This is a genomic window from Geodermatophilus sp. URMC 61, assembly GCF_052931555.1.
In genome coordinates this window covers 3,214,438-3,238,836 of sequence record NZ_JBRFHZ010000002.1, presented here as the reverse complement: position 1 = coordinate 3,238,836, position 24,399 = coordinate 3,214,438, and the positions used below count along the sequence as shown (strand labels likewise).

Sequence of the window (24,399 nt, the reverse complement as noted above, 5' to 3'; positions counted from 1 at the left end):
CCTGGTGACGTGCTGGAACGGGCCCCCTCCAGGGGCCCGCCCCGAGCTTGCGAGGGGTGGGGAGGACGGGGTCCTTTCTCAGCCGCCGACCGGGCGGTCGGCCTTCTTCACCGGCACGGTGCGCACCAGGCGCCGGTTGGCGAACTCGAACACCGCCAGCTCCGACAGCTCACGGCCGTAGCCCGACCGCTTGATGCCACCGAAGGGCAGCTCGGGGGAGGAGCCGGTCGGCTGGTTGATCCACACCATGCCGGCCTCGAGCCGCTCGGCCACCGCCCGCGCGCGGTCGACGTCGCTGCTCATGACGGTGGCGCCCAGGCCGAAGTCGCTGTCGTTGGCGAGGGCGACCGCCTCGTCGGCGTCCCTGACCTTGTAGACGACGGCCGCCGGGCCGAACAGCTCCTCGCGGTAGGCCCGCATCTCCGGCGTGACGTCGGTGAGGATCGTCGGCTGGACGAACGCACCCGCGTGCTCGGGCCGCCCGCCCCCGGTGACCACGGTGGCCCCCTTGTCGATGGCGTCCTGGATCTGCGCGTGCAGGTCCTGAGCCGCCCGCTCGCTGGACAGCGGGGCCAGCGAGGTCGAGCGGTCGGCCGGGTCGCCGGGGGCGAAGGTGCCGAACGCCTGCTTGAGGCCCTCGACGAACGGCTCGAAGAGCTCCGCGGGAACGATCAGCCGCTTGGACGCGGTGCACGCCTGGCCGGTGTTCTGCATCCGGCCCATGGTCGCGGCCTTGACGGTGGCGGCCATGTCCTCGGCGTCGAGCACGATGAACGGGTCGCTGCCGCCGAGCTCGAGCACCGACTTCTTCAGGTACTTGCCGGCCAGGGCCCCGACGGCGCTGCCCGCCCGCTCGCTGCCGGTCAGGGTCACACCCTGGATGCGGGGGTCGGCGATGACCTGCTCGACGTCGGCGATGCGCAGGAACGTGTTGGTGAAGACGCCCTCGGGGGCGCCGGCGTCGGTGAACAGCTGCTCGATGGCCACCGCGCACTGCGGGGTGATCTCGGCGTGCTTGAGGATGACCGTGTTGCCCAGCACCAGGTTCGGGCCGGCCACGCGGACCACCTGGTAGAAGGGGTAGTTCCACGGCTCGATGGCCAGCAGGACGCCGATCGGCCGGGTCTCGACGACCGCCTCGCCCTTGCCCATCAGCGGCTGGATCGGCTGGGGCTCGAGGAAGCCCGGGCCGTTGTCGGCGTAGTACTTCAGGATCATCGAGCACAGGTAGAGCTCGCCCGTGGCCTCGTCGTGCCGCTTGCCCATCTCGGTGGTGATGAGCCGGGCGAGGTCCTCGCGACGCTCGTCCATGAGCTCCGCGGCACGCCGGACGACGGCGGCGCGGTCCTCGACCGACTGCTGCCGCCACTCCTGGTAGGCGGCGTGCGCCCGCTCGATGATCCCGTCGATCGCCTCGGTCGGGGTGAAGTCGAACTCCTCCTCCGTCTCGCCGGTGAAGGGGTTGACCGTCGCGTACCGGCGCTCGCCGGACTCGCTGGCGGTCTTCGGGTGCTCGGTCGGTGGGTTCTGGGTCGCGGTCACGTGCGTGATCCTCGTCTCTCGGGCGTCGGGACGTCGACTCGGCCTGCCCGTCTCCCACCGCCGGGAACCGTCCCCGATCCGGCCTAGAGTCGCAGGGGACCGCATCAGCCGGCCCCGACCGGGAGGTACCACCGTGTGTGGCCGCTACGCCGCCAGCCGCCGTCCCGAGGACCTCGTCCTGGAGTTCGAGGCCGTCCCCGCCGAGGGGCAGTCCCCGCTGCCGGCCGACTACAACGTCGCCCCGACCAAGGACGTCTACGTCGTGCGCACCAAGAAGGAGCGCGATGCGGAGGGAGCGCCCACCGGTGCCACCCACCGTGAGCTGCGCGCCGTCCGCTGGGGCCTGGTGCCCTCCTGGGCCAAGGACCCGTCCATCGGCAACCGGATGCTCAACGCCCGCGTCGAGTCGCTCACCGAGAAGCCGGCCTTCCGCCGCGCCGCCCGCTCCCGCCGCTGCCTCGTGCCGGCCGACGGCTGGTACGAGTGGGCGAAGAAGCTCGACGGCCCCGGCAAGCAGCCCTACTACATGACCCCGCGGGACGGCTCGGTGCTCGCCTTCGCCGGCCTCTGGGAGGTCTGGGGCGAGGGCGAGGACCGGCTGTACACCTGCACGGTCATCACCGAGCCCGCCGTCGGCGCCCTCACCGAGATCCACGAGCGCATGCCCCTGGTGCTGCCCCGGGAGCGCTGGGCCGACTGGCTGGACCCGGCGCGCGAGGACGTCACCGAGCTGGCCGCGCCGACCCCGCCGGAGCTGGTGGAGAGCCTGGAGCTGCGGCCGGTGGGCCCCGCGGTCAACAGCGTGAAGAACAACGGCGCGGGGCTGACCGCCCGCGTCGAGTCGGTCACCGCGCCGGCCGACCAGCCCGCGCTCTTCTGAGGTGGCCGGCACCGACGAGGCCCTGACCGAGAGCGGGCACCGGATCCGCTCGCCGGCGCTGCCCGACTGGGTGGCCGCCGTCGTCACCTTCCTGTCCTCCGGCGCCGTGCTGGTGCTGGAGATCGCCGGGCTGCGGCTGATCGCGCCCTACGTCGGGATCACCCTGCAGACCAACACCGCGGTCATCGGCTTCGCGCTGGCCGCGATCGCGATCGGCGCGTGGATGGGCGGCGCGCTGGCCGACCGCACCGACCCCCGACGGCTGATCCCGCGCCTGCTGGTCGCCGGTGGCGGGCTCGTGGTCGCCGTCCTGCCGCTGGTGCGCTTCGCCGGGTCGGTGCTGACCGGTGCCGACGCCGGCAGCGTGCTGCTGCTGGCCGCGGTCGCCGTCGTCGTCCCCGCGGCGCTGCTGTCGGCGGTGCCGCCGATGGTGGTCAAGCTGCAGCTGGCCAGCCTCGCCGAGACCGGCTCGGTGGTCGGCCGGCTGTCGGGCATCGGCACCCTCGGTGGGATCGCCGCCACCTTCCTCACCGGCTTCCTGCTGGTCGCCGTCTTCCCCACCAGCGGCATCCTCGTCGGCACCGGTCTGGTCACCGTGCTGACCGGGATCGCGGTCGGCGTGCTGCTGCGGCGGCGGACCGGCGGTGCCGCCGGACGCGTGCCGGCGGCGCTGCTCCTGCTGGCCGTGGTCGGCTCGCTGCTCGCCGCCATCGCGCCCAGCCGCTGCCAGGCCGAGACCGCCTACCACTGCGCGCGGGTGGTCGCCGACCCGGAGCGGGACAGCGGCCGCGTGCTGGTCCTCGACACGCTGCGGCACTCCTACGTCGACCTGGCCGACCCCACGTACCTCGAGTTCGCGTACGTCCGGGCGATCGCCGCGGTCACCGACGCGATGGCACCGGCGGGCGAGCCGCTCTCGGCGCTGCACCTCGGCGGCGGCGGGGCGACCGTGCCCCGCTACCTCGCCGCCGTCCGCCCGGGCACCGAGAGCCTGGTGATCGAGGTCGACCCCGGGGTCGTCGCGATGGACCGCGAGCAGCTCGGGCTGACCGAGACCGACGGGCTGCGCGTCGAGGTCGCCGACGCCCGCGTCGGACTCGAGGGGGAGACGCCGGGGGAGCGCGACCTCGTCGTCGGCGACGCGTTCGGCGGGCTGTCGGTGCCCTGGCAGCTGACCACCGTGGAGGCGCTGGGCCTGGTCGACCGCGCGCTCAGCGACGACGGCGTCTACGTCGCCAACCTCATCGACCACCCGCCGCTGGGCTTCGTGCGCGCCGAGCTCGCCACCCTGCAGACGGTCTTCGCGCACGTCGCGCTGCTCGCCCGGGACGCCGCTCTGGCGGGGGAGGAGGGTGGCAACGTCGTGGTCCTGGCCTCGCAGCAGCCGCTGCCGCTCGACGCCGTCGGTGCCGCGCTGCGCGATCGGGACCTCGACTGGCGGGTCGCCTCCGGCGCGGAGCTCGCGGCGTTCGTGGGGGACGCCGAGGTGCTCACCGACGACCACGCGCCGGTCGACCAGCTGCTCACCCCCTACGCCCCGCCGGGAGCCTGATCGGCCCCTCGCAGGGGCCCGCCGCGAGCCTGCGAGTGGTGGGGGGCGGGGGGTCCTTTGGCGATCGCGGCGGTGCGGGCGCGGGTCAGCCGCACCAGGTCCTCTGGCGCCAGCTCCACCTGCAGGCCCCGCCGTCCGGCGCTGACCATGACCGTCGGGAAGGTCAGCGCGGACTCGTCGACGACCGTCGGCAGCGCCTTGCGCTGCCCGAGCGGGCTGATGCCGCCGAGCACGTAACCGGTCGTGCGCTCGGCGTCGATCGGGTCGGCCATCGTCGCCTTGCGCCCGCCGGTCGTCGCCGCGAGCGCCTTGAGGTCCAGGTTCCCGGCCACCGGGACGACGGCGACGGTCAGGGCGCCGTCCACCCGGGCCACCAGCGTCTTGAAGACCTGCCGCGGGTCCTGGCCGAGCGCGGCCACCGCGGCATCCCCGTACCCCTGGCCCTCGGCGTGCTCCGGGTCGTACGTGTGCAGGGTGTGGGCCACCCGGGCCCGCTCGAGAGCCCGCACCGCGGGGGTCGCCGCCACGCTGCGGGAGCGTAGAGGACCCCCTCCTCCCCACCCCTCGGAGAAGGACACCGTCCGGAGGACGGGGCCGGCGCGGGCCCGGGACGGAGCCGGCGGTGCCCTGGAGGGGGCTGTCGCTCACACCGGGGAATGGGCGCCCCGGCCCCCACGGTTGGACAGGCCGTGAGCAGCACCCTCTCCACCAGCGCCCGCCAGCGCCCTGCGCTCCGGCGGCCCCCAGGCCGGCCCGATGCCTCGCGGCTAGGATCGTCGGAGGCGGTGGCCCGCGTCCGGGCGCCGCAGAGAGGACGGTCGGTGCCTGAGGAGTCCGCGGACCGCACGCCCGAGACCACCGACGCGGTCGAGGGGACTTCGCCGGTCGAGGTGCCCGAGGCGCGCGAGGGCGGCAGCCGCACGGAGGTCGGCGAGACCCGTGCCGAGCGTGACGCCCGCTTCGAGCGGGACGCGCTGCCCTACCTCGACCAGCTCTACCCGGCGGCCCTGCGGATGACCCGCAACCCGGCCGACGCCGAGGACCTGGTCCAGGAGACGTTCGTGAAGGCCTACTCGGCCTTCCACCAGTTCGCCGAGGGCACCAACCTCAAGGCCTGGCTGTACCGGATCCTGACGAACACCTACATCAACAGCTACCGCAAGAAGCAGCGGCAGCCGCAGCAGTACCCCACCGACCAGGTGCAGGACTGGCAGCTGTACGCGGCCGAGGAGCACAGCTCCAGCGGCCTGCGCTCGGCGGAGATCGAGGCGCTGGACCACCTGCCGGACTCCGACATCAAGGAGGCCCTCCAGCAGCTGCCGGAGGACTTCCGCCTGGCGGTCTACCTCGCCGACGTCGAGGGGTTCGCCTACAAGGAGATCGCCGAGATCATGGGCACGCCCATCGGCACGGTGATGTCCCGCCTGCACCGCGGCCGCCGCGGTCTGCAGAAGCTGCTGGCCGACTACGCCCGGGAGCGCGGCTTCGTCCGGGCCGGCGCGGGGGAGGAGGCGAGCCGCTCGTGAGCAGCGACCAGCGTCCGGACGCCGACGAGCCCATCTCGGTGGACTCCTGCGAGGACGTGCTCTCCCACGTCTTCGAGTTCCTCGACCACGAGACCGAGCCGGCCCGCCGGGAGGTCATCGCCGAACACCTCGAGGACTGCTCGGGCTGCCTGCGGCAGTTCGGCATCGAGCAGGAGTTCAAGGCCCTGGTCCGCCGGCGCTGCGGGGGCGACGTCCCCCCGCCCGGCCTGCGGGACCGGATCAAGCTGCAGCTGACCACCGTCTCCTTCGAGGAGGACGGCACGCAGGTCAGCGTCGAGCGGGTCAGTGTGGAGCGCACGCAGGAGCGACCCACCGCCTGACGGACCACCCTTCCCCCACGCCCCGCACGCTGGGCGCGGGCCCCTGGAGGGTTGCCCGAACGCCAGAGGCCCAGAACCCGTCGGGTTCTGGGCCTCTCGCGTACGGCCCCCTGCAGGGCCGGCCGGCCCCGTCCCGGGCCCCGCCCTGAGCCTGCGAGGGGCGGGGAGGACGGGGTCCTCTCTCAGGCGTTGGGGCGCTTGCCGTGGTTGGCCTTGTTCCCCTTGCGGGAGCGCCGCTTGCGTCCACGCTTGGACATCGCTGCCCTCCTCCCCTCGTCGCTGGTGCGGGCCCGGTGCCGGGCCCAGGGACACCTCTGGGTGACCCGGGGCACGTGGTGCGCGGCGACCCCGGGCGGACCCGTCAGGCTGGACCCCCAGCCTCTCACGAGCTCCGGGGGCGCCCGCCCCCTGGCGGTCCGACGGGGCGCGGGGTGAGGCTGGGAGGCTGGACGCATCGAGTCGGCGGAAGGCGGTTCGGGACGTGGCACACGTCGGGATCGAGAGCGTGCTCGTGGCGGGCCGTGGGCCGGCCGCGTGCGCGGTGATGGCGGCCTGCTCACGCCTGGACGTGAAGACCGTCGCCGTCCACTCGGAGGCCGACCGCAACGCCCGGCACGTACGGCTGGCCGACGACGCGATCCTGCTCGGCCCGGCTCCCGCCGCGGAGTCCTACCTCGCCGTGGACCGGATCGTCGAGGCCGCCCGCCGCAGCGGCGCGCGGGCAGTCCTCCCGGTGCCCCCGGCGCTGGCCGGCAACGCCCGGCTGGCCGGGGCGGTGGTGGCTGCCGGCCTCACCTGGGTGGGCCCCTCCGCCGCAGTGCTCGAGCGGCTCGGCGGGGACGGCGTCGAGCCGGCCAGCGAGCGCGGGTTCCTCGCTGTGGTCACCGACGGCGGGCTGCGCTGCACGACCCCGGTGTCGCGCGACCGCGCCGCCGGCATCGCCCGCGTCTCCTGGACCCCCGACGAGCCCTTCGAGCTGCCGCCGGCGGCCAAGCGGCTGCCCGAGATCGGCTGGCGCGGTCTGGTCACCGTCGGCATCGCGCCGGACGGCGAGCTGGCCGAGGTGGCGGCCGGCTTCTCCCTCGACACGACGGTGCTGGAGCGGGCGTACGGCGTGGACGCCGTCGACCTGGCACTGCGGAGCGCGGCGGGCAGTTCGGCCGGTGACACGGGGACGGGCGCGCCGCCGCGGCGGGCGGTCACCGTCCAGCTGCGCTCGACGCTGCCGCCGGGTCGGGGCGGGCGGGTCACCGGTCGGCTGCCCCGCTCTGGCCCGCACACCGGGATGGGGGACGGCGTCGAGGTCGTGGCGGTGAGCGGCTACGACCCGGGTGATCGGCTGGACCGCTGGTACGACGCGCTGCTGGCGACCGTCAGCGCGGGTGCCCGGGACACCGCGACCGCCGCACGAGCTGCCAGTGACGTGCTCAACGCGGTGCCGGAGGTCGGCGTGCCGCACGACGGCCCCGAGGTGTGTGCGGTGCTGGAGCGGCTGGCCTCCGGGAGCCCCGCGTGGGAGACCTGACGCGTGCCAGGATGGGCTGCAGGCGAGCTCGGGGAGGTGCCGGTGGCGGTCGAGGAAGTCCACGCCGAGATGGTGTCGAGCGTGTGGAAGGTGCTCGTGCAGCCCGGTAGCGAGGTGGCGGCCGGCGACACCCTGGTGATCCTCGAGTCGATGAAGATGGAGATCCCCGTCCTCACCGAGCGGGCCGGTACCGTCCGTGAGCTGCACGTCGTCGAGGGCGAGGTGCTCCAGGAGGGCGACCTCATCGCCACCGTCGTCGGCTGAAGGACCCCGTCCCTCCTCCTCACAGGCTCGGGGTGAACCTCCGGACGGGGCCGGCTCAGAGCTCCCTGGCGTACACCAGCAGGTCGATGCCGGGCGCGGGCTGCCAGTCGCGCTCCGGCAGCCGGGCGAAGCCCAGCCGCTCGTATAGGCGCTGCGCCGCGGTCATCCGGCGGTCGGTCGAGAGCACCATCCGCCGCTTGCCGGCCGCGCGGGCCCGGTCCAGACAGGTCCGCACCAGCAGCGCGCCGATCCCGCGGCCCTGCACGGCCGGGTCGACGACGAGCATCCGGAACGCCGCCTCGTCGTCGGACGCGGTGATCTCGCCGAAGTCGCCCGCCAGCACCAGCGCCACGCTGCCGACCGCGCGGCCCTCCTCGTCCCGGGCGACGAACAGCTCGGCCCGGTCGGCCCGCCCGGCGACGTCGCGCAGCTGCACGCCGTACTCCGGGGAGGCGAGCCCGCCGCCCACGTAGACGTCGGAGGTGAGCTGTCCGATCCGGGCGAACTCGTCGGGGCGGGCGCGGTCGACGGTCAGCGCCGGTGCGTCGGGGGACGAGGGCACGCCCCCGACCCTATGCGTGGCCCCGCCCTACGCTCGGAGCCACCATGAACAGCCTCTCCGAACGCCTCACCCGAGGCTCGGCGTCCGCACCGGCCCAGGTGGACCACGCCCGCCGACTGGTCGCCGACTGGCAGCTGCTGGCCGACCTGTCGTTCGCCGACCTGACGCTGTGGGTGCCGCTGCAGACGGGGGCGTGGTGGTGCGTCGCGCAGGTGCGCCCGCTGACCGCCCCGACGAGCCAGCCCGAGGACCTCGTCGGCTCGGAGGTGAGGGGCCCGGCCGCGGAGCCGTTCGAGGTGGCGCACCGCGAGGGCCGCCCGGTGACGGAGGGGGAACCGGACTGGTCGGGCAGCACCCCTCGCCGCCGGGAGGTCGTGCCGGTGCGCCACGACGGCGTGGTCGTCGCCGTCCTGGCGCGGGACACCAACCTGGCGGTGACCCGGTCGCCGTCCACCCTGGAGCTGACCTACCTCGACATCGCGGCCGACCTCTGCCTGATGGTCTCGGCGGGCACGTTCCCGCCGCAGAAGCTGCTCGACTCCGAGCTGAGCCCCCGGGTGGGGGACGGGCTGGTGCGGCTGGACGCCGACGGGCGGGCCGTCTACGCCAGTCCCAACGCGCTGTCGGCCTACCGCCGGCTCGGCGTCACGGGCGACGTCGTCGGCGCCGACCTGGCCCGCCTCACCCGGGACGCCGCGGTCGACCGGGTGGCCGGCGAGGCGGTCGCGGCCGGCATCCGGGCGGCGGTGGCCGGGCGGTTCCCCGACCCGATGGACGTCGACAGCGTGGGGGCGACCCTGCTGGTGCGGGCGCTGCCGCTGCAGGCGCCCGGTGCCGAGGAGGGCGCGCTGGTGCTGGTGCGCGACGTGACCGACGTCCGCCGGCGGGACCGCGCGCTGCTGACCAAGGACGCCACCATCCGCGAGATCCACCACCGGGTGAAGAACAACCTGCAGACGGTCGCCGCGCTGCTGCGGCTGCAGGCCCGCCGCATGACCGAGCCGGCCGCCCGGGAGGCGCTGGAGGAGTCGGTGCGCCGGGTGTCGTCGATCGCGGTGGTGCACGAGACCCTGGCCGGCAGCCGGGAGGACGTGGTGGACGTCGACGACGTCCTCGATCGGGTGCTGCCGATGCTGGGCGACCTGACCTCCGTGGGCCCCGCCGCGCGGACGCGGCGGGTCGGCCAGTTCGGCGAGCTGCCGGCGGTCGCCGCGACCCCGCTGGTCCTGGTGGTCACCGAACTGCTGCACAACGCCGCCGAGCACGCGTTCCCCGACGGCAGTCCCGGCAGCATCGAGCTGGTGGCCGAGCGGGACGGCGACGACCTCGTCGTCCGCGTGGTGGACGACGGGCAGGGGCTGCCCGAGGGGTTCGAGCCCACCGCCAGTGACGGCCTGGGCCTGCAGATCGTGCGCACCCTCGTCGCCAGCGAGCTCGGCGGCAGCCTCGCCATGACCAGCCCACCCTCCCGACCCGCCGACGGCCGCACCGGCACCGAGGTGGTGCTCACCCTCCCCGGGGCGGGCCGTCTCCGCCGCTAGGCGGGTGGACCGGTCGCGGGGCCCGGAGGGTCTCCCGATCGGGACACGGGTGGTGGCTCACCGGCGGTCGGGGACGGCACGTGGCCGCGGGTGGACCGGTCGCGGGGGCCCGGAGGGTCTCCCGATCGGGACACGGGTGGTGGCTCACCGGCGGTCGGGGACGGCACGTGGCCGCGGTGGGAGCCCGGTAGGGCGACAGATGACACTGAGGCCGGTCCGGGGATACCGGACCGGCCTCAGTGGCGGTGCAGTGTGGTGGTGCCGGGCGCGGGGCCCGGGCACCGGTGGTGCGGTGTGCTCAGGCGGTGCGGACGCGGGTACGGGCCTGACGCCGCTTGAGGGCGCGCCGCTCGTCCTCCGAGAGCCCGCCCCAGACGCCGGAGTCCTGCCCCGAGCGCAGTGCCCAGTCCAGGCACGACTCGGTGACGGGGCAGCGGCGGCACACACCCTTGGCCTGCTCGATCTGCACGAGGGCGGGGCCGGTCGTCCCGATGGGGAAGAACAGCTCCGGGTCCTCGTCGCGGCAGAGCGCGCGGTGGCGCCAGTCCATGGCCGTGTTCTCCTCGATGTCGTCTACGGTGTGGTGCAGTCGTCGCCGGCCCCGGACCGATCCGCAGGCCGGCACCGGGGTGACCAGCGCCATGGCACAGCGACTTCGTGCATTTGTTACCGACAGGTTGCTTTCCTCCCGCGATGTTTTCACGGCGAGGACACCTGTCAAGCAGAACGAGGGCATCGGTCGACCCCTCGTGAGCAAGCTCACCACGGGCATGGTAAGGCCCGCCACTCGACCAGAGGAACCTCTTGCGCGGTTCGTTGACAGGCCCCTGGGCTCGTGGTGAAAGCGCAGGTCAGCGACCGCGTAGCGGAACGGGGCGGTTCCCGTGGCTAGGCGATGACGGTCAGGGCGGAGGGGACGCTGCGCACCCGTAGTCCGGTCGCTGTCCCCAGGTGGTCGCCGTCGAGCTGCCAGCCCTGCGGACGTCGTGCGGTGAGCGTCAGCTCGTCCAGGTCGTGCCAGCGGTGCACGCCCACGCCGCGGAGCTCGGGCCGCGCGGCGAACACCTCGCGCACGTGGTGGAGCATCCGGAGGATGCCGGTGGGGCCGAGTGCGAAGACGTCCAGGCCGCTGTCGAAGGTGGCGTCCGGGGTCGGGTTGACCGCGCGGGCGCCCAGGTAGGTCCACGGGGAGACGTTGGAGACCAGGCAGAGGAAGAGCCCGTCGAGGGGTGGCCCCCCGGGCAGGTGGGCCGACATGGCCGGGTCGCGGCGTTCGCGGCCGAACACGAACTCGCTGGTCGCCTCCCACACGTAGAGCAGCCCGGTGGAGCGGAACCCGCGGGCACGGTGGGCCTCCACGCGGCCGATGACGTCGGCGTCGAAGCCCAGCCCGGCGGAGAAGGCGAACCAGCGCGGCTCGCTCCACTCGGGGTGGGCCGCGGCCCCCGCGTCGGCCGCGGACTGCGCCAGCGCCGGGTCGGGCAGCCGCGCCGGCGCCGTGGTGGCGCCGCGGACGCTGGCCGTGCCGAGCGAGATGCGCCGGGTGCGTCCGGCCCGCAGCGAGTCGAGCACCTCACGGGTCGCGGTCAGCGGGTCCCGCGCCCGGCCCAGCGCGCGGGAGAAGACGTTGGTCGACCCGCCGGGCACGACGGCGAGCGGCGGCACGCGCGCGCCGGGACCGTCGTGCAGCAGGCCGTTGACCACCTCGTTGACCGTGCCGTCGCCGCCCAGGGCGAGGACGACGTCGACGCCGTCCACACAGGCCTTGCGCGCCAGCTCGCTGCCGTGGCCGCGGTGGGTGGTCTCGGCCAGCTCCACCTGCAGCTCGCCGGCGAGGGTGGTGAGCACCCGGTCGCGCACGCCGCGGTTGGTCGTCGTCGCCGCGGGGTTGGCCACCACGAGCGCGCGCATGGCAGTCAGGCTAGCCAGAGACGCAGCTCACCCCGGCGCTGGCGTGGCGCAGGGGCGCCGGAACGGGGGCGGCGGGTCCGGCGGGACGCCGTCCCGGGACCGTCCCGGCGCGTACCCTGCCGGTCGTGACCGAGCAGTCCGGAGCCAGGCCGTCGCGGGACCGCCGGCGGGCGGAACGGCTGCTCGGCGGCGCGGCTGAGCCGGCGGCACCGCGCCCGGAGCGGGAGCGCCCCGCGGCCCCGAAGGCGGTGCGCCGGGCGGCTCTGGTCGCCGGTGTGGAGGCGGCGGGGCTGGCCGCGGTCGCCCTGTGGCTGCTCGTCCTCACGTTCACCTCGACCGCGGACAGCGTCGGGCGGGCCGTGGCCGAGGTCGTCTACGTCGGCATCTTCGCCGTCGGGCTGGGCGCGGCCGCCGTGGGGCTGTGGCGGGTGTCGCCGTGGTCCCGCGGGCCGGTGGTCTTCCTGCAGCTGCTGCTGGGCCTGTTCGGCTACTACTCGGCGTTCGAGTGGGGTGGCGCGTGGGTCGGCGTCCCGCTGCTGGTGCTGGTGGCCACCGAGCTGTACCTCCTGGCCACCCCGGAGGCCCGGCTCGCGTTCGAGGACCGCCGACCTCCGGCTCCCTGAGGGGTCCCTCGGCCCCTTCAGGGACTCGCGCCGAGCCTGCGAGGCGTGGGGGAAGGGTGGTCCTCCCTCAGACCAGGTCGACGACGTCGGCGATCGAGTCCAGCACCCGGCCCGGCCGGAACGGGAAGCGGGCGACGTCGGAGGCCCGGGTCGACCCGGTGAGCACCAGGATGGTGTCCAGGCCGGCCTCGATGCCCGCGACGACGTCGGTGTCCATCCGGTCGCCGATCATGACCGTCGACTCCGAGTGCGCCTCGATCCGGTTCATGGCGCTGCGGAACATCATCGGGTTCGGCTTGCCCACGAAGTAGGGCTCCGAGCCGGTGGCCCGCGTGATCATCGCGGCGACCGAGCCGGTGGCCGGCAGCGGGCCCTCGGGGGAGGGACCGGTGACGTCGGGGTTGGTCGCGATGAACCGCGCTCCGGCGCCGACCAGGCGGATGGCGCGGGTGATGGCCTCGAACGAGTACGTGCGGGTCTCGCCGAGGACGACGTAGTCCGGGTCGGTGTCGGTGAGCGTGTAGCCGGCCTCGTACAGCGCGGTGGTCAGGCCCGCCTCGCCGATGACGTACGCCGAGCCGTTGGGCAACTGGGTGGACAGGAAGTCCGCGGTCGCCAGCGCCGAGGTCCAGATCGACGCCTCGGGCACCTCCAGGCCCGACCGCGCCAGCCGTGCGGAGAGGTCGCGCGGCGTGAAGATCGAGTTGTTGGTGAGGACGAGGAAGCGCCGGCCGGCCGCGACCAGGCGGTCGAGGAAGTCCGCGGCGCCGGGCAGCGCCTGCCCCTCGTGCACCAGGACGCCGTCCATGTCGGTCAGCCAGCACTCCGGCGGCTTGCGGTCGGTCGTCACTCGCACGTCCTCGGGGTCGGGCCGCTCACGGCCAGGCGGTCAGCACCTCCGCACCGTAGTGCCCGGCCAGCGTGGCGACCCGTTCGGCGTCGGGCCCGGGCTCATCCACCGGGACGGTGCGGTCGGGTGCCGGACGACCGAGTTCGACGAAGAAGGACTCCAGTCCGCCCGGCGTGCACAGCGTGAGCATCCGCACGGTGTCCGAGTGCACCGTGAGCAGGTGGGGGACGTCCCGTGGACAGAAGACGAACGACCCGCGCTCCGCCCGGAACACCGCGTCCCCGACCCGGACGGTCAGCTCGCCGTCCAGGACGAAGAAGGACTCGTCCTCCCGGTGGTGCACGTGCGGCGGCGGCTCGGCGCCACGCGGCAGCAGCTCCTCCACGAGGCTGAAGGCCCCGCCGGTCTGTTCGGCGGTGGCGATCAGCGTGAGCAGCTCCCCGAGCGTCCAGAAGGCCGGGGCGTCGTGGAGGCTGACGGCGAACGGGGTGCGTGGCATCGGGACCCCCGGGTCACGTGGGCGATCACAGCCACTCTGGCAGCCGGGCCGTGCCGCGTCGACGTCAGCCGCGGCGGTCGGCCGCGAAAGCGGTCAGCGCGGCGTCGGTGAGCCGGAAGACCGTCCACTCGTCCATCGGGACGGCGCCCGCTGCCTCGTAGAACTCGATCGACGGGGCGTTCCAGTCCAGCACCGACCACTCCAGCCGGCTGTACCCGCGCTGCACGCACAGGTCGGCCAGCGTGCGCAGCAGCTCGCGGCCCAGCCCGCTGCCGCGGTGCTGGGGCTGGACGTAGAGGTCCTCGAGGTAGATGCCGTGGGTGCCGCGCCAGGTGGAGAAGTTCAGGAACCACAGCGCCGTCCCCACGACAGCCCCGTCGTCGGCCACGGCCACGTGACCGAAGAGCTGGGGGGAGTCGCCGAACAGCGCCGCGGACAGCTGCTCCTCGGTCATCCGGGCCTCGTGCGGGGCCTTCTCGTACTCGGCCAGCTCACGCACCAGGCCCACCACGGCGGCGACGTCGTCGGGCGCGACGGGCCGGACGCTCACGCTGCCTCCTCGCCGGAACTCGTCGCCGCCGTGGGTGACACCGCTCTGCCCACTGGTGGTGTCGCCGGCTCGGTCACGTGAGCAGCTCCTTGAGACGGGCCGGCACCAGCCGGCCGAGCGGGGAGAGGACCGGCACGAGGACCGGTGCCAGCAGGTAGCCGTAGGCCAGGACGCAGCCGGTCACGACCGGCACGAACGCGAAACCGACGACGGCGGCCACCGCCGCGGCCACCAGCCCGTACGGTCGCCCGCTCTTCGGGCTGACCAGGGACCGGAACGAGCGGAAGCGGATCGTGCTGACCATCAGCAGCGCCGGGACGGCGACGATGAGCAGCACCCACAGCCGCTCCCGGCCCTGCATCTGGTCGCCGAACGCGAAGACCGAGGCGAGCACGACGCCGGCCGCGCCGGGACTCGGCATGCCGGTGAAGTACCGCTTGTCCGCGGTCGGGTCGATGGTGGTGTTGAACCGCGCCAGCCGGATGGCCGCGCACGCCACCCACAGGCCGCAGGCGACCCAGCCCAGCGGGTCCCAGGCGTCGCGGCCCTCGGAGAACAGCGTGAAGGCCAGCAGCGCCGGGGCCAGCCCGAACGACACCAGGTCGGCCAGCGAGTCGAACTGCAGGCCGAAGGGCGTCACCGCGCCGACGAGCCGGGCGACGGCGCCGTCGGCGATGTCGAAGACCACGGAGAGCCCCACCAGGACGGCGGCCAGCGTGTACTGGCCCCGGATGGAGACCAGGATCGCGACGAAGCCGCACATCATGTTGGCCAGGGTGAACAGGCTGGGCAGCGTCGCCAGCGCCCGTCGCCGGCTGCCGCGGACCGATCCGCGGACGAACTCGACGGTCGCCGTCCGCCGGGTCGGTGGAAGGCGGGCGCCGGAGGGGGAGCTGGGCACCAGGGGCCTCCTCAGCGGGCGTCCGACCAGCGGGCGATGACGGTCTCGCCGCCGCGGACCCGCTGGCCCACCCGGACGAGCACCGTGCAGTCCCGGGGGACGAAGACGTCCATCCGGGAGCCGAACTTCATCAGGCCCATCCGCTCGCCGGTGGCCAGCCGCCGACCGACGCCGGTGCGGGTGACGATGCGGCGGGCCAGCACGCCGACGATCTGCCGGAACACGACCGTGCGGTCGCCGTCGCGCAGCCACAGCTCGCTGCGCTCGTTCCGGTGCGCCGACTCCTTGCGGTACGCGGCCAGGAAGCTGCCCTTGCGGTAGGAGCTCTCCACGACCTCACCGTGGTACGGGGAGCGGTTGACGTGCACGTCGACGACGGACAGGAACACGCTGACCTGCTGCCAGTCGCCGTCGGGCGCGGGTTCGGGGGCGACGCCCTCCTGCGGCTCGCCGGCGACCATCACCACGCCGTCCGCGGGGGAGAGGACGTCGTCGGGTGCCGGCGCCTCGACGTCGCAGCGCCGGTCCGGGTCGCGGAAGAACAGCGCCATGTAGGCCGCCAGGAGGACGAAGGGCCAGGCAGCGAGCCGGAGGCCGCGCCGGCCGCCGGTGCGGCCTGCCGCGGCGAGCACAGCGGCGGGTGCCAGGGGCCCGGTGATGAAGGGCCACCCGGCCGGGTCGATACGCATCGAGGTCAGACGGTACCGGGCGGCGATTGCGATCCGACCCCGCTGGAGGGGCCCGCCGCGGCCCCGTCCCGGGTCCCGCCGGCTCCCTGCAGGGTCCCGCCGGCCCCGTCCAGAGGCCCGCCGCGAGCCTGCGAGCGGGAAGGGGGACGGCGTCCTTCCACGGTGGGGAGCAGCGGGTCCTTCCTCAGGCCGGGGCCGAGCCGATGTTCACCAGCCAGCGCAGGCCGTAGCGGTCGGTCACCTGACCGAAGGTGTCGCCCCAGACCTGCTTCTCCAGCGGTACGTCGACCTCGCCGCCCTCGGCCAGCGCCTCGAACCAGCGGGTCAGGGTCGCCGCGTCGTCCCCGGACAGGGACAGCGACACCCGGTCGGGTCCGGCGGCGTCCGGGTCGTGGCCGTCGGAGGCCATCAGCTCGAGCCCGTCGTCGGTGCGCAGGAAGGCGTGCATGACGCCGTCGTCGGGGAACTCGGCCCCGCCACCGCCGACGTCCCCGAAGGTCATCACGTCGAGCCTGCCGCCGAGGACGGAGCGGTAGAACTCCATCGCCTCGCGGGCGTTGCCGGCGAAGTGCAGGTACGGGTTCAGGCGCGTGGCCATGGGGGCTCCTGGGGTGTCGGATCGGTGTCTCGGCACGGCAGACCGCCCGGGCCCGCAGAAGTCATCGCCAGGGACGACGACGGCCGGCGAGCAGAGCGCTCGCCGGCCGGTGCCGTGCTGCAGGAGGCCTCAGGCGGCGGCCTTCGTCTCCCAGAAGATCTTGTCGATCTCGGCGATGTAGTCGAGCAGCTTCTGGCCCTCGGCCGGGTCCATGCTGCCCTTGCCGCCGGAGGCGCCTGCCTGCTTGGTCGCCTTGTTGAACAGTTCGTGCAGGTGCGGGTACTTCTCGAAGTGCGGAGCCTTGAAGTAGTCGGTCCACAGCACCCACAGGTGGTGCTTGACCAGGTCCGAGCGCTGCTCCTTGATCAGGACGGCCCGCTGCCGGAAGACCGGGTCCTCGTTGGCCTGGTACTTCTCCTGGATCGCCTTGACGGACTCCGCCTCGATGCGGGCCTGGGCCGGGTCGTACACGCCGCAGGGGAGGTCACAGTGTGCGGTGGCCTCCACGGCGGAGAACATGCGGAAACGCATGGACGTAGCCTCCGGTTCTGTGGGGTCGGTTCGTCTGCGACCCTACTCCCGGTGAGCAGCGGGGACACGTCCGGAGCAGGGCGGATGACGGGTGTGGAGGCCCTGGTGACGCCCTGGGTGGTGGCCCGCGTGGCCGGCCCGTCGATGACCCCCACGATCCGCTCCGGCGACCGGCTGCTGGTGCGCCGGGTGACCGACGTGGCCACGGTGCGGGACGACGACGTCGTGCTCGCGCGCTTCCCGGCGCGGCCGGAGCTGTTGGTGGTCAAGCGGGTGCACCGCGCGGTGCCCGGTGGGCACTGGGTCGAGGGGGACAACCCCTTCGTCACCGACGACAGCCGCGCGTTCGGCCCGGCGGTCGTCGTCGGCCGCGTGGTCGGCCGGCTGTGGCCGCGGCCGGGCCGCCTGCCGCACCGTCAGGATTGACCGGCGGCGCGCAGCTGCGCGTAGCGGGCCCGGCACTGCTCCATCGTCGGCAGCAGGCCCTGCGCGCGGGCCTCGGCCAGCGTGGGTGCCTGCCGGTCCTTGGCCGACAGCTCGAAGGGCACGTCGTCCGGCCACGGCAGGGCCAGCGCCGGGTCCAGCGGTGAGACGCCGAACTCCCGGGACGGGTCGTAGCCGCTGGAGACGAGATAGGTGACCGAGCTGCCGTCGGCCAGTGCCAGGAAGGCGTGTCCGAGGCCCTCGGCGAGGTAGACCGCACGCGGCTGCTCGCTGTCGAGGACGACGGCGTCGTGCCCGCCGAACGTGGGGGAGCCCAACCGGACGTCCACGACGACGTCGAGCACCCGGCCGGCCGGGCAGTAGACGTACTTGGCCTGGCCGGGCGGGACGAGGGCGAAGTGGACGCCGCGCAGCACGCCGCGGGCGGAGACGCTGTGGTTGGCCTGGGCCAGCGGCAGGCCGTGTCCGACGACGTCGGCGAGCACGTCCGCGCGGTACCACTCGGTGAACCGGCCGCGGGCGTCACCGTGCGGCACGAGGTCGAGGACGTAGGCGTCGCCGACGGCGAGCGGACGGATCTCCACGCCCGGACGGTAGCCAGGACGACCTGCGGCTCCGCGCACCCCGGTCCAGTGCGTGCACCGCGTCTCCCGCAGCCAGGACGTCGAGGAGAGGAGGTGGGGCGACTGGACTACCCTCCCGGGTCCATGAGCGCGCAGCAGCACGACGGGACTGCCGACCGCTTCGCCGACGACCCGGCGTTCGCCGTGCACGAGGGCGGCAAGCTCGTCGTACGCCCGACCCGCGGGATCGAGTCGACCGCGGACCTCGCGCTCACCTACACGCCCGGCGTCGCGCGGGTCTCCAGCGCGATCGCCGCCGAGCCGGACCTGGCCGACCGGTACACCTGGGCGCCGCGCGTGGTCGCAGTGGTCTCCGACGGCACCGCCGTCCTCGGGCTCGGGGACATCGGCCCGGCCGCGGCCCTGCCGGTCATGGAGGGCAAGGCCTGCCTGTTCAGCGAGTTCGCCGGGCTGTCGTCGGTGCCGGTGGTGCTCTCGACGAGAGACGTAGACACGATCGTGGAGACCGTGGCGGCGATCGCGCCGTCCTTCGGGGGCATCAACCTCGAGGACATCAGCGCGCCGCGCTGCTTCGAGATCGAGGACCGGCTGCGCGAGCGGCTCGACATCCCGGTCATGCACGACGACCAGCACGGGACGGCGATCGTCGTCCTGGCCGCGTTGCGCAACGCGGCCCGGGTGGTCGGCCGGGAGCTCGGGTCCCTGCGGGTGGTCGTCTCCGGCGCCGGCGCGGCCGGGGTCGCCTGCACCAAGATCCTGCTCGAGGCCGGCGTCGGCGACATCGCCGTGGCCGACTCCCGCGGCGTGCTGCACACCGGCCGCGACGACCTCACGCCGGTCAAGCGCTGGGTCGCGGAGCACACCAACCGGGCCGGCTACGCGGGCACGATGGCCGGCGCGCTGGAGGGCGCCGACGTCTACCTGGGCCTCTCCGGCGGCTCGGTGCCCGAGTCGGTGATCGCGTCGATGGCGTCGGACGGCATCGTGTTCTCGCTGGCCAACCCGATCCCCGAGGTGGACCCGGAGATGGCGGCCCGGTACGCCGCGGTCGTCGCCACCGGCCGCAGCGGGGAGCCCAACCAGATCAACAACGTGCTCGCGTTCCCGGGGGTCTTCCGCGGCGCGATCGACGCCGGGGCCACCAGCATCACCGAGGAGATGAAGCTGGCCGCGGCCACGGCGATCGCCGACGTGGTGGGCGACGGGGTACGGGCCGACTACGTGGTGCCCAGCCCGCTGGACCGCCGGGTCGCCGACGCCGTCGCGGCGGCGGTCGCCTCCTGCGCTCGCGAGCAGGGCGTGGCCCGGACCTGAAACGGCCCCGTCCAGGGCACCGCCCCGAGCTTGCGAGGGGTGGGGAGGACGGGGTCCTCGTTCAGCCGAGGCTCCGCAGGTCCTGCAGCAGCGGGTCGACCGCGGCGCGGACGTCGGTGTTGAGGTAGACGCAGTACAGCGTCACCACCACGAACGCCGGCGCCAGCACGGCCTTCTCCAGCGACGTCCCGGTGCGCAGCGGGGTCAGCGCCAGCCGCGAGCGGCGCAGCAGCCACAGCACCGGCACCGGCACGCCCTGCGTCGTGAGTGCGTCCCCGGCGATGTGGGTCAGCACGCCCAGCGCGACCGCCCAGGGCAGCCAGGCCGGGCTGGGGGAGTGCTCGAGCAGCAGCCAGGCGCCACCCCAGGAGAGCACCAGGTTACCGACGACGGTGTTCTCCGCCCGGCCCGGGATGACGAAGTGCAGGGCTCTGAGCGCCAGCCCGATGGCCAGGCTCAGGAGCAGCAGGCTGGACCAGAACGCGTTGGCCGCGGCCAGGGCCAGGGCGCCGAAGGCGAGCGGGGCCAGGACGGCGTCGTGGGTGCCCCAGCGGTGTCCCTGGGCCAGCCGCCCGATGGCACCGGAGGGGACATCGGTGATCGGGCCCCACATGTCCGAGACCGTGGAGCCGTTGTGGTCGAGGTCGGGCAGCATGGCCATCCCGCCGACGGCGGCGATCCAGGCGACCTGGCCGACGGTGCCCCCGACCGGGGCCCACGGCAGCGTCGCGGCGCCGGCAGCGAGGCCGGAGAGCGCGTGCGAGTGACCGAGCACGGACACAGCGTGCCGTCGCGAACCGCCCGGTGGCGGCGGAGCCGGGATCCCGGCGTGTCGGGGCTCGGCCCGGCTCCCAGGCCATCGGCACCGCGACGGCGAGCGGCAGCAGGCAGACGACCTCCCCGAGCGGCGAGATCGGCGACCTCGCACGCCCGGGGTGCCAGTGCGTGCGCGATCGCCGATCCCGCGGCCCCTGGAGGGGGCTCGTCCTCAGTCCTCCAGGTCGTCGTCCTCGGTGCCGCCGCGGGCCAGCCAGGTGGCCAGCCGCTCGACGGGCACCTCGAAGTCGGGGTGCTGGTCGACGAACGCCTGCATCTGGTCGGCCAGCCAGGCGAGGGTCACCTGCTCCTCGCCCCGCCGGTCGGCCAGCTCCTCCAGACCCCGGTCGGTGAAGTACATCGGTGGGGGTGGACTAGTCCGCGAAGGCCTCGGCCACGAGACGCTTCTGCTCCACCTCGTGGACCTTCGCCGAACCGACGGCCGGGCTGGCCGCGGCCGGGCGGCTGACGCGGCGCAGGCGGCGGCCGTCCGACAGGTGCTCGGGCAGGTTGACCGCCATGAACTGCCAGGCACCCATGTTCGCCGGCTCCTCCTGCACCCAGACGACGTCCTGCGCGTTCGGGTAGCGCTCCAGCGCCTGCCGGAGCTGCTCGGCCGGCAGCGGGTAGAGCTGCTCGACCCGCAGCACCGCGGTGTCGGCCGTGCCGGTGGCCTCCCGCTGGGCGAGGAGGTCGTAGGCGACCTTGCCGCTGCACAGGAGGACCCTGCGCACGGCGCCGCCATCCAGCGGCTCGCCGCCCACACCCGGGTCGGGCAGCACCGGCCGGAACGTCTCGTCGGTGAAGTCCGCGACCGGGCTGACGGCGGCCTTCGCCCGCAGCAGCGACTTGGGCGTGAAGACGACCATCGGCCGGTGCACGTCCGAGAGCGCCTGGCGGCGGAGCAGGTGGAAGTAGTTGCCCGGCGTCGAGCAGTTGGCGACGGTCATGTTGTTCTCCGCCGACAGCTGCAGGAACCGTTCGATGCGGCCGCTCGAGTGGTCCGGTCCCTGCCCCTCGAGGCCGTGCGGCAGCAGCAGGGTGACGCCGGAGCGCTGGCCCCACTTGGCCTCGCCGGAGCTGATGAACTCGTCGATGACCATCTGAGCGCCGTTGACGAAGTCGCCGAACTGCGCCTCCCACAGCACCAGGGCCTTGGGGTTGGCGACCGAGTACCCGTACTCGAAGCCCAGCGCCGCGTACTCCGACAACAGCGAGTCGTAGACGAAGAACTTCGCCTGCTCCGGCGACAGGTTCGCCAGCGGCGTGTACTCCGCGGCGGACTCCCGGTCGATGAGCACCGAGTGACGCTGCACGAAGGTGCCGCGGCGGGAGTCCTGACCGGCCAGCCGCACCGGGACGCCCTGCACGAGCAGGGAGCCGAAGGCCAGCAACTCGCCCATCGCCCAGTCGATGCCGCCCTCGCTGACCATCGCCGCGCGCCGCTCCAGCATCCGCTGGAGCTTCGGGTGCACGGTGAAGTCCGGCGGCAGGGAGACGTGCGCGTCACCGATCGCCTTCATCACCTCGAGGGGGATCGCCGTGGCGACCGGCTGCTCCTGCGCGGGCTGGTCCATGACCGGCTGCGGCTTCGAGGTGTCCTGCGCGTCGTGCGTCTCGGCGAAGGCCCGCTCCAGCTGGTCGCGGTAGTCCTTGAGGGCCTCCTCGGCCTCGGCCAGCGTGATGTCGCCACGGCCGATGAGCGCCTCGGTGTACAGCTTCCGGACCGAGCGCTTGCGGTCGATGATGTCGTACATCAGCGGCTGGGTCATCGACGGGTCGTCGCCCTCGTTGTGGCCGCGCCGGCGGTAGCAGATCATGTCGATGACGACGTCCTTCTTGAACGCCTGCCGGTAGTCGACAGCCAGCCGGGCGACCCGCACGCACGCCTCGGGGTCGTCGCCGTTCACGTGGAAGATCGGCGCGTTGACCATCCGCGCGACGTCGGTCGAGTAGAGGCTCGAGCGGGACTGCGCCGGGCTCGTGGTGAACCCGACCTGGTTGTTGATGACCACGTGCACGGTGCCGCCGGTGCGGTAGCCCCGCAGCTGGGAGAGGTTCAGCGTCTCGGCGACGACGCCCTGGCCGGCGAAGGCCGCGTCGCCGTGCAGCAGGACCGGCAGGACGGTGAAGCCCTGCTCGCCCTTGTCGATCATGTCCTGCTTGGCGCGGGCGATGCCCTCCAGGACGGGGTTGACCGTCTCCAGGTGCGAGGGGTTGCTGGCGAGCGAGACGGCGATCTCGGCGCCGTCCTTGAACGGGTTCGTGAAGGTGCCCTCGGCGCCCAGGTGGTACTTCACGTCGCCGGAGCCCTGGACGGTGCCCGGGTCGATGTTGCCCTCGAACTCACCGAAGATCTTGCTGTAGCTCTTGCCGAGCACGTTGGCCAGCACGTTGAGCCGGCCGCGGTGCGCCATGCCGATCGCGACCTCGTCGAGGCCGTGCTCGGTGCCGGCGATGAGCACCTCGTCGAGGATCGGGATGACCGACTCCCCGCCCTCGAGGCTGAACCGCTTCTGGCCGACGTACTTCGTCTGCAGGAAGGTCTCGAACGCCTCAGCGGCGTTGAGCCGGCCGAGGATGTGCTTCTGCTTCTCCCGGTCGGGCTGGTCGGCCTTGACCTCGACCCGCTTCTGGAGCCACTCGCGCTCCTCGGGGTCGGTGATGTGCATGTACTCCACGCCGACGGTGCGGCAGTAGGAGTTGCGCAGCACGCCCAGGATGTCGCGCAGCGCCATCATCCGCTCGCCGGCGAAGCCGCCGACGGGGAACTGGCGGTCGAGGTCCCACAGCGTCAGGCCGTGCTCGAGGATGTCGAGGTCGGGGTGGCTGCGGACCCGGTACTCCAGCGGGTCGGTGTCGGCCATGAGGTGGCCGTTGCGCCGATAGGCCTCGATGACCTCGATGACCCGGGCTTCCTTGTCGATCTCGCCCTCGTGGCTGACCCGCACGTCGGGCATCCAGCGCACCGGGGCGTACGGGATCCGCAGCGAGCGGAAGACGTCGTCGTAGAAGCCGTCCTCGCCCAGCAGCAGCTGGTGCAGGCGGCGGAGGAAGTCACCGGACTCCGCACCCTGGATGATCCGGTGGTCGTAGGTCGAGGTCAGCGTGATGATCTTGGAGATGCCGAGGTCGGTCAGCGCCTCCTGGCTCATCCCCTGGAACTCGGCCGGGTACTCCATGGCACCGACACCGATGATCGCGCCCTGGCCGGCGGTCAGCCGCGGCACCGAGTGGTTGGTGCCGATGGTGCCCGGGTTGGTCAGGCTGATCGTGGTGCCGGAGAAGTCCTCGAGGGTCAGCTTGCCGGCGCGGGCCCGCCGGATGATGTCCTCGTAGGCGCCCCAGAACCGGGCGAAGTCCATCTCCTCGGCCGCCTTGATCGAGGCGACGACGAGGGACCGGGAGCCGTCGGCCTTCGGCAGGTCGATGGCCAACCCGAAGTTGACGTGCTCCGGCTGGACCAGGGTCGGCTTGCCGTCGACCTCGGCGTAGGCGGAGTTCATGTTGGGGAAGTCGTCGAGCGCCCGGACCAGCGCGTAGCCGATCAGGTGGGTGAACGAGACCTTCCCGCCGCGCGAGCGGGCCAGGTGGTTGTTGATGACGATGCGGTTGTCGGCCAGCAGCTTGGCCGGGACGGCGCGCACGCTGGTCGCCGTCGGCACGGTCAGCGAGGCGTTCATGTTCTTGACGACGCTGGCCGCTGCCCCGCGCAGCGGGACGCGCTTCGGGCCCTCGTCGGCGGGCTGGTCGGCCTTGGCGGCGGGCTTGGCCGCGGGCTTCGCGGCCGGTGCCGGCTTCGCGGCGGGCGCGGCCTTGGCGGCCGGCTGCTGCTGTGCGGTCCGCTCCGCGGCCCGGTCCACCACGGTGTCCTCGGAGCGTTCCTCGACGCGGGTGGCCCGGGAGGCGGCGCCGGCGCCTGCGCTGGGCTGCTGGTCGGGAGCCGGCTGCTGCTGGGCGGCGGGGGCCGGCTCCCGCGTGGTGGGCGCGGCGGCCGGGGGCGACGACGCGGGCTCCGCCGGGGCGGACGCCGCGGACTCGGCGGCCGGCGCCTGCCGGTCGTCGCTCGCGGACACCGGACTGCCCGGCCGGTAGTCGGCGAAGAACTCGTGCCACGCCTGGTCCACGCTGGAGGGATCGGCGAGGTACTGCTGGTACATCTCCTCGACCAGCCACTCGTTGGTGCCGAATCCCGCCACAGCTGAGGAGTTGGGGGTGGAGGACGGCCGGGATGAGTTCACGCTTGACACGGGGTCGGGTGCCTTCTTCGTCGTCGGTGGACGTCTCTGGACCGGGGCTGGAGTCTACGCCCAGGGTGGGCCGGGATCGGGCGCCGAGCGGCCTGGGGACCAGGGC

The 24,399-nt window shown here is 73.7% G+C and carries 27 protein-coding genes; 10 read left to right on the top strand and 17 right to left on the bottom strand.

Translation table 11 applies throughout. From position 1 onward, the window contains the following. Nucleotides 1-78 precede the first annotated feature (78 nt). A complete protein-coding gene (locus tag ACU610_RS15040; RefSeq protein ID WP_446768512.1) occupies nt 79-1,542 on the bottom strand; it encodes an NAD-dependent succinate-semialdehyde dehydrogenase in 1,464 nt (487 codons plus the stop codon). Between the two features lie 133 nt (nt 1,543-1,675). On the opposite strand from ACU610_RS15040, the gene ACU610_RS15035 reads away from it, so the two are divergent. Together ACU610_RS15035 and ACU610_RS15030 are read left to right on the top strand one after the other, a co-directional pair. Then, a complete protein-coding gene (locus ACU610_RS15035; RefSeq protein WP_446768511.1) occupies nt 1,676-2,422 on the top strand; it encodes an SOS response-associated peptidase in 747 nt (248 codons plus the stop codon). 1 nt (nt 2,423) lies between these two features. Next, complete coding sequence (locus ACU610_RS15030) at nt 2,424-3,974, top strand: fused MFS/spermidine synthase (protein WP_446768510.1); 1,551 nt, start codon at nt 2,424-2,426, stop codon at nt 3,972-3,974. Here ACU610_RS15030 and ybaK read toward each other — a convergent pair. Further along, nucleotides 3,953-4,501: a Cys-tRNA(Pro) deacylase gene (gene ybaK, locus ACU610_RS15025; protein ID WP_446768509.1), complete on the bottom strand. Its 549-nt coding sequence runs from the start codon at nt 4,499-4,501 to the stop codon at nt 3,953-3,955. The genes ACU610_RS15030 and ybaK overlap by 22 nt on opposite strands. A 294-nt stretch (nt 4,502-4,795) precedes the next feature. On the opposite strand from ybaK, the gene ACU610_RS15020 reads away from it, so the two are divergent. Both ACU610_RS15020 and rsrA read left to right on the top strand, forming a co-directional pair. Beyond that, nucleotides 4,796-5,500, top strand: coding sequence for a sigma-70 family RNA polymerase sigma factor (locus tag ACU610_RS15020; protein ID WP_446768508.1), 705 nt, complete (start codon nt 4,796-4,798; stop codon nt 5,498-5,500). Next, nucleotides 5,497-5,841, top strand: coding sequence for a mycothiol system anti-sigma-R factor (gene rsrA / locus ACU610_RS15015; RefSeq protein ID WP_446768507.1), 345 nt, complete (start codon nt 5,497-5,499; stop codon nt 5,839-5,841). Before ACU610_RS15020 ends, rsrA begins: the two co-directional genes overlap by 4 nt. 182 nt (nt 5,842-6,023) lie before the next feature. Here rsrA and ACU610_RS15010 read toward each other — a convergent pair whose 3' ends face one another. Further along, complete coding sequence (locus tag ACU610_RS15010; protein WP_014377707.1) at nt 6,024-6,098, bottom strand: 50S ribosomal protein bL37; 75 nt, start codon at nt 6,096-6,098, stop codon at nt 6,024-6,026. A 224-nt stretch (nt 6,099-6,322) separates the two neighbouring features. On the opposite strand from ACU610_RS15010, the gene ACU610_RS15005 reads away from it, so the two are divergent. Continuing rightward, entirely contained in the window at nt 6,323-7,366 is a 1,044-nt protein-coding gene (locus ACU610_RS15005; RefSeq protein ID WP_446768506.1) for a biotin carboxylase N-terminal domain-containing protein, read from the top strand. 42 nt (nt 7,367-7,408) lie between these two features. Beyond that, entirely contained in the window at nt 7,409-7,630 is a 222-nt protein-coding gene (locus ACU610_RS15000) for a biotin/lipoyl-binding carrier protein (RefSeq protein WP_446768505.1), read from the top strand. Nucleotides 7,631-7,685: 55 nt separating this feature from the next. Here the strand turns inward: ACU610_RS15000 and ACU610_RS14995 are convergent, their stop codons facing one another. Continuing rightward, nucleotides 7,686-8,192, bottom strand: coding sequence for a GNAT family N-acetyltransferase (locus ACU610_RS14995; protein WP_446768504.1), 507 nt, complete (start codon nt 8,190-8,192; stop codon nt 7,686-7,688). Nucleotides 8,193-8,236: 44 nt separating this feature from the next. Here ACU610_RS14995 and ACU610_RS14990 point away from each other — a divergent pair, with 44 nt between their 5' ends. Next, nucleotides 8,237-9,733: a sensor histidine kinase gene (locus ACU610_RS14990; protein WP_446768503.1), complete on the top strand. Its 1,497-nt coding sequence runs from the start codon at nt 8,237-8,239 to the stop codon at nt 9,731-9,733. A gap of 298 nt (nt 9,734-10,031) precedes the next feature. On the opposite strand, the gene ACU610_RS14985 is transcribed toward ACU610_RS14990, so the two are convergent. After that, nucleotides 10,032-10,283 (bottom strand): WhiB family transcriptional regulator, encoded by a 252-nt coding sequence (locus tag ACU610_RS14985; protein WP_072918112.1) that lies wholly within the window; start codon nt 10,281-10,283, stop codon nt 10,032-10,034. Nucleotides 10,284-10,621: 338 nt separating this feature from the next. Beyond that, nucleotides 10,622-11,644 carry a diacylglycerol/lipid kinase family protein gene (locus tag ACU610_RS14980; protein ID WP_446768502.1) on the bottom strand — a complete coding sequence of 341 codons (1,023 nt, stop codon included), beginning with the start codon at nt 11,642-11,644 and terminating at the stop codon, nt 10,622-10,624. Between the two features lie 125 nt (nt 11,645-11,769). On the opposite strand from ACU610_RS14980, the gene ACU610_RS14975 reads away from it, so the two are divergent. Further along, a complete protein-coding gene (locus tag ACU610_RS14975) occupies nt 11,770-12,267 on the top strand; it encodes a hypothetical protein (RefSeq protein WP_446768501.1) in 498 nt (165 codons plus the stop codon). 67 nt (nt 12,268-12,334) lie between these two features. Here the strand turns inward: ACU610_RS14975 and ACU610_RS14970 are convergent, their stop codons facing one another. The 7 genes from ACU610_RS14970 to sodN form a co-directional block, all read right to left on the bottom strand. Beyond that, the gene (locus tag ACU610_RS14970; protein WP_446768500.1) at nt 12,335-13,117 is read right to left on the bottom strand and encodes an HAD-IIA family hydrolase; all 783 of its coding nucleotides are present in this window, start codon (nt 13,115-13,117) and stop codon (nt 12,335-12,337) included. A 25-nt stretch (nt 13,118-13,142) separates the two neighbouring features. After that, complete coding sequence (locus tag ACU610_RS14965) at nt 13,143-13,616, bottom strand: quercetin 2,3-dioxygenase (RefSeq protein WP_446768499.1); 474 nt, start codon at nt 13,614-13,616, stop codon at nt 13,143-13,145. A gap of 64 nt (nt 13,617-13,680) precedes the next feature. Beyond that, nucleotides 13,681-14,166 (bottom strand): N-acetyltransferase family protein, encoded by a 486-nt coding sequence (locus tag ACU610_RS14960; RefSeq protein WP_446768498.1) that lies wholly within the window; start codon nt 14,164-14,166, stop codon nt 13,681-13,683. Between the two features lie 73 nt (nt 14,167-14,239). After that, complete coding sequence (gene pssA / locus ACU610_RS14955; protein WP_446768497.1) at nt 14,240-15,067, bottom strand: CDP-diacylglycerol--serine O-phosphatidyltransferase; 828 nt, start codon at nt 15,065-15,067, stop codon at nt 14,240-14,242. 11 nt (nt 15,068-15,078) lie between these two features. Beyond that, nucleotides 15,079-15,756 (bottom strand): phosphatidylserine decarboxylase, encoded by a 678-nt coding sequence (locus ACU610_RS14950; RefSeq protein WP_446768496.1) that lies wholly within the window; start codon nt 15,754-15,756, stop codon nt 15,079-15,081. Between the two features lie 184 nt (nt 15,757-15,940). Beyond that, entirely contained in the window at nt 15,941-16,354 is a 414-nt protein-coding gene (locus ACU610_RS14945; RefSeq protein ID WP_446768495.1) for a VOC family protein, read from the bottom strand. A gap of 129 nt (nt 16,355-16,483) precedes the next feature. After that, nucleotides 16,484-16,885, bottom strand: a complete 402-nt coding sequence (gene sodN / locus ACU610_RS14940) for a superoxide dismutase, Ni (RefSeq protein WP_446768494.1) — start codon at nt 16,883-16,885, stop codon at nt 16,484-16,486. Nucleotides 16,886-16,969: 84 nt separating this feature from the next. On the opposite strand from sodN, the gene ACU610_RS14935 reads away from it, so the two are divergent. Then, the gene (locus tag ACU610_RS14935) at nt 16,970-17,311 is read left to right on the top strand and encodes a S26 family signal peptidase (protein ID WP_446768493.1); all 342 of its coding nucleotides are present in this window, start codon (nt 16,970-16,972) and stop codon (nt 17,309-17,311) included. On the opposite strand, the gene ACU610_RS14930 is transcribed toward ACU610_RS14935, so the two are convergent. Further along, a complete protein-coding gene (locus ACU610_RS14930) occupies nt 17,302-17,913 on the bottom strand; it encodes a dTDP-4-dehydrorhamnose 3,5-epimerase family protein (RefSeq protein ID WP_446768492.1) in 612 nt (203 codons plus the stop codon). The genes ACU610_RS14935 and ACU610_RS14930 overlap by 10 nt on opposite strands. Nucleotides 17,914-18,036: 123 nt before the next feature. Here ACU610_RS14930 and ACU610_RS14925 point away from each other — a divergent pair, with 123 nt between their 5' ends. Next, a complete protein-coding gene (locus ACU610_RS14925; RefSeq protein ID WP_446768491.1) occupies nt 18,037-19,227 on the top strand; it encodes an NAD(P)-dependent malic enzyme in 1,191 nt (396 codons plus the stop codon). Between the two features lie 61 nt (nt 19,228-19,288). On the opposite strand, the gene ACU610_RS14920 is transcribed toward ACU610_RS14925, so the two are convergent. From ACU610_RS14920 to ACU610_RS14910, 3 genes are all read right to left on the bottom strand, one after another. After that, a complete protein-coding gene (locus ACU610_RS14920) occupies nt 19,289-20,002 on the bottom strand; it encodes a metal-dependent hydrolase (RefSeq protein WP_446768490.1) in 714 nt (237 codons plus the stop codon). 213 nt (nt 20,003-20,215) lie between these two features. After that, a complete protein-coding gene (locus tag ACU610_RS14915; RefSeq protein ID WP_446768489.1) occupies nt 20,216-20,404 on the bottom strand; it encodes a DUF6104 family protein in 189 nt (62 codons plus the stop codon). 13 nt (nt 20,405-20,417) lie between these two features. Beyond that, the gene (locus tag ACU610_RS14910; RefSeq protein ID WP_446768488.1) at nt 20,418-24,284 is read right to left on the bottom strand and encodes a multifunctional oxoglutarate decarboxylase/oxoglutarate dehydrogenase thiamine pyrophosphate-binding subunit/dihydrolipoyllysine-residue succinyltransferase subunit; all 3,867 of its coding nucleotides are present in this window, start codon (nt 24,282-24,284) and stop codon (nt 20,418-20,420) included. Between the last annotated feature and the right edge of the window lie 115 nt (nt 24,285-24,399).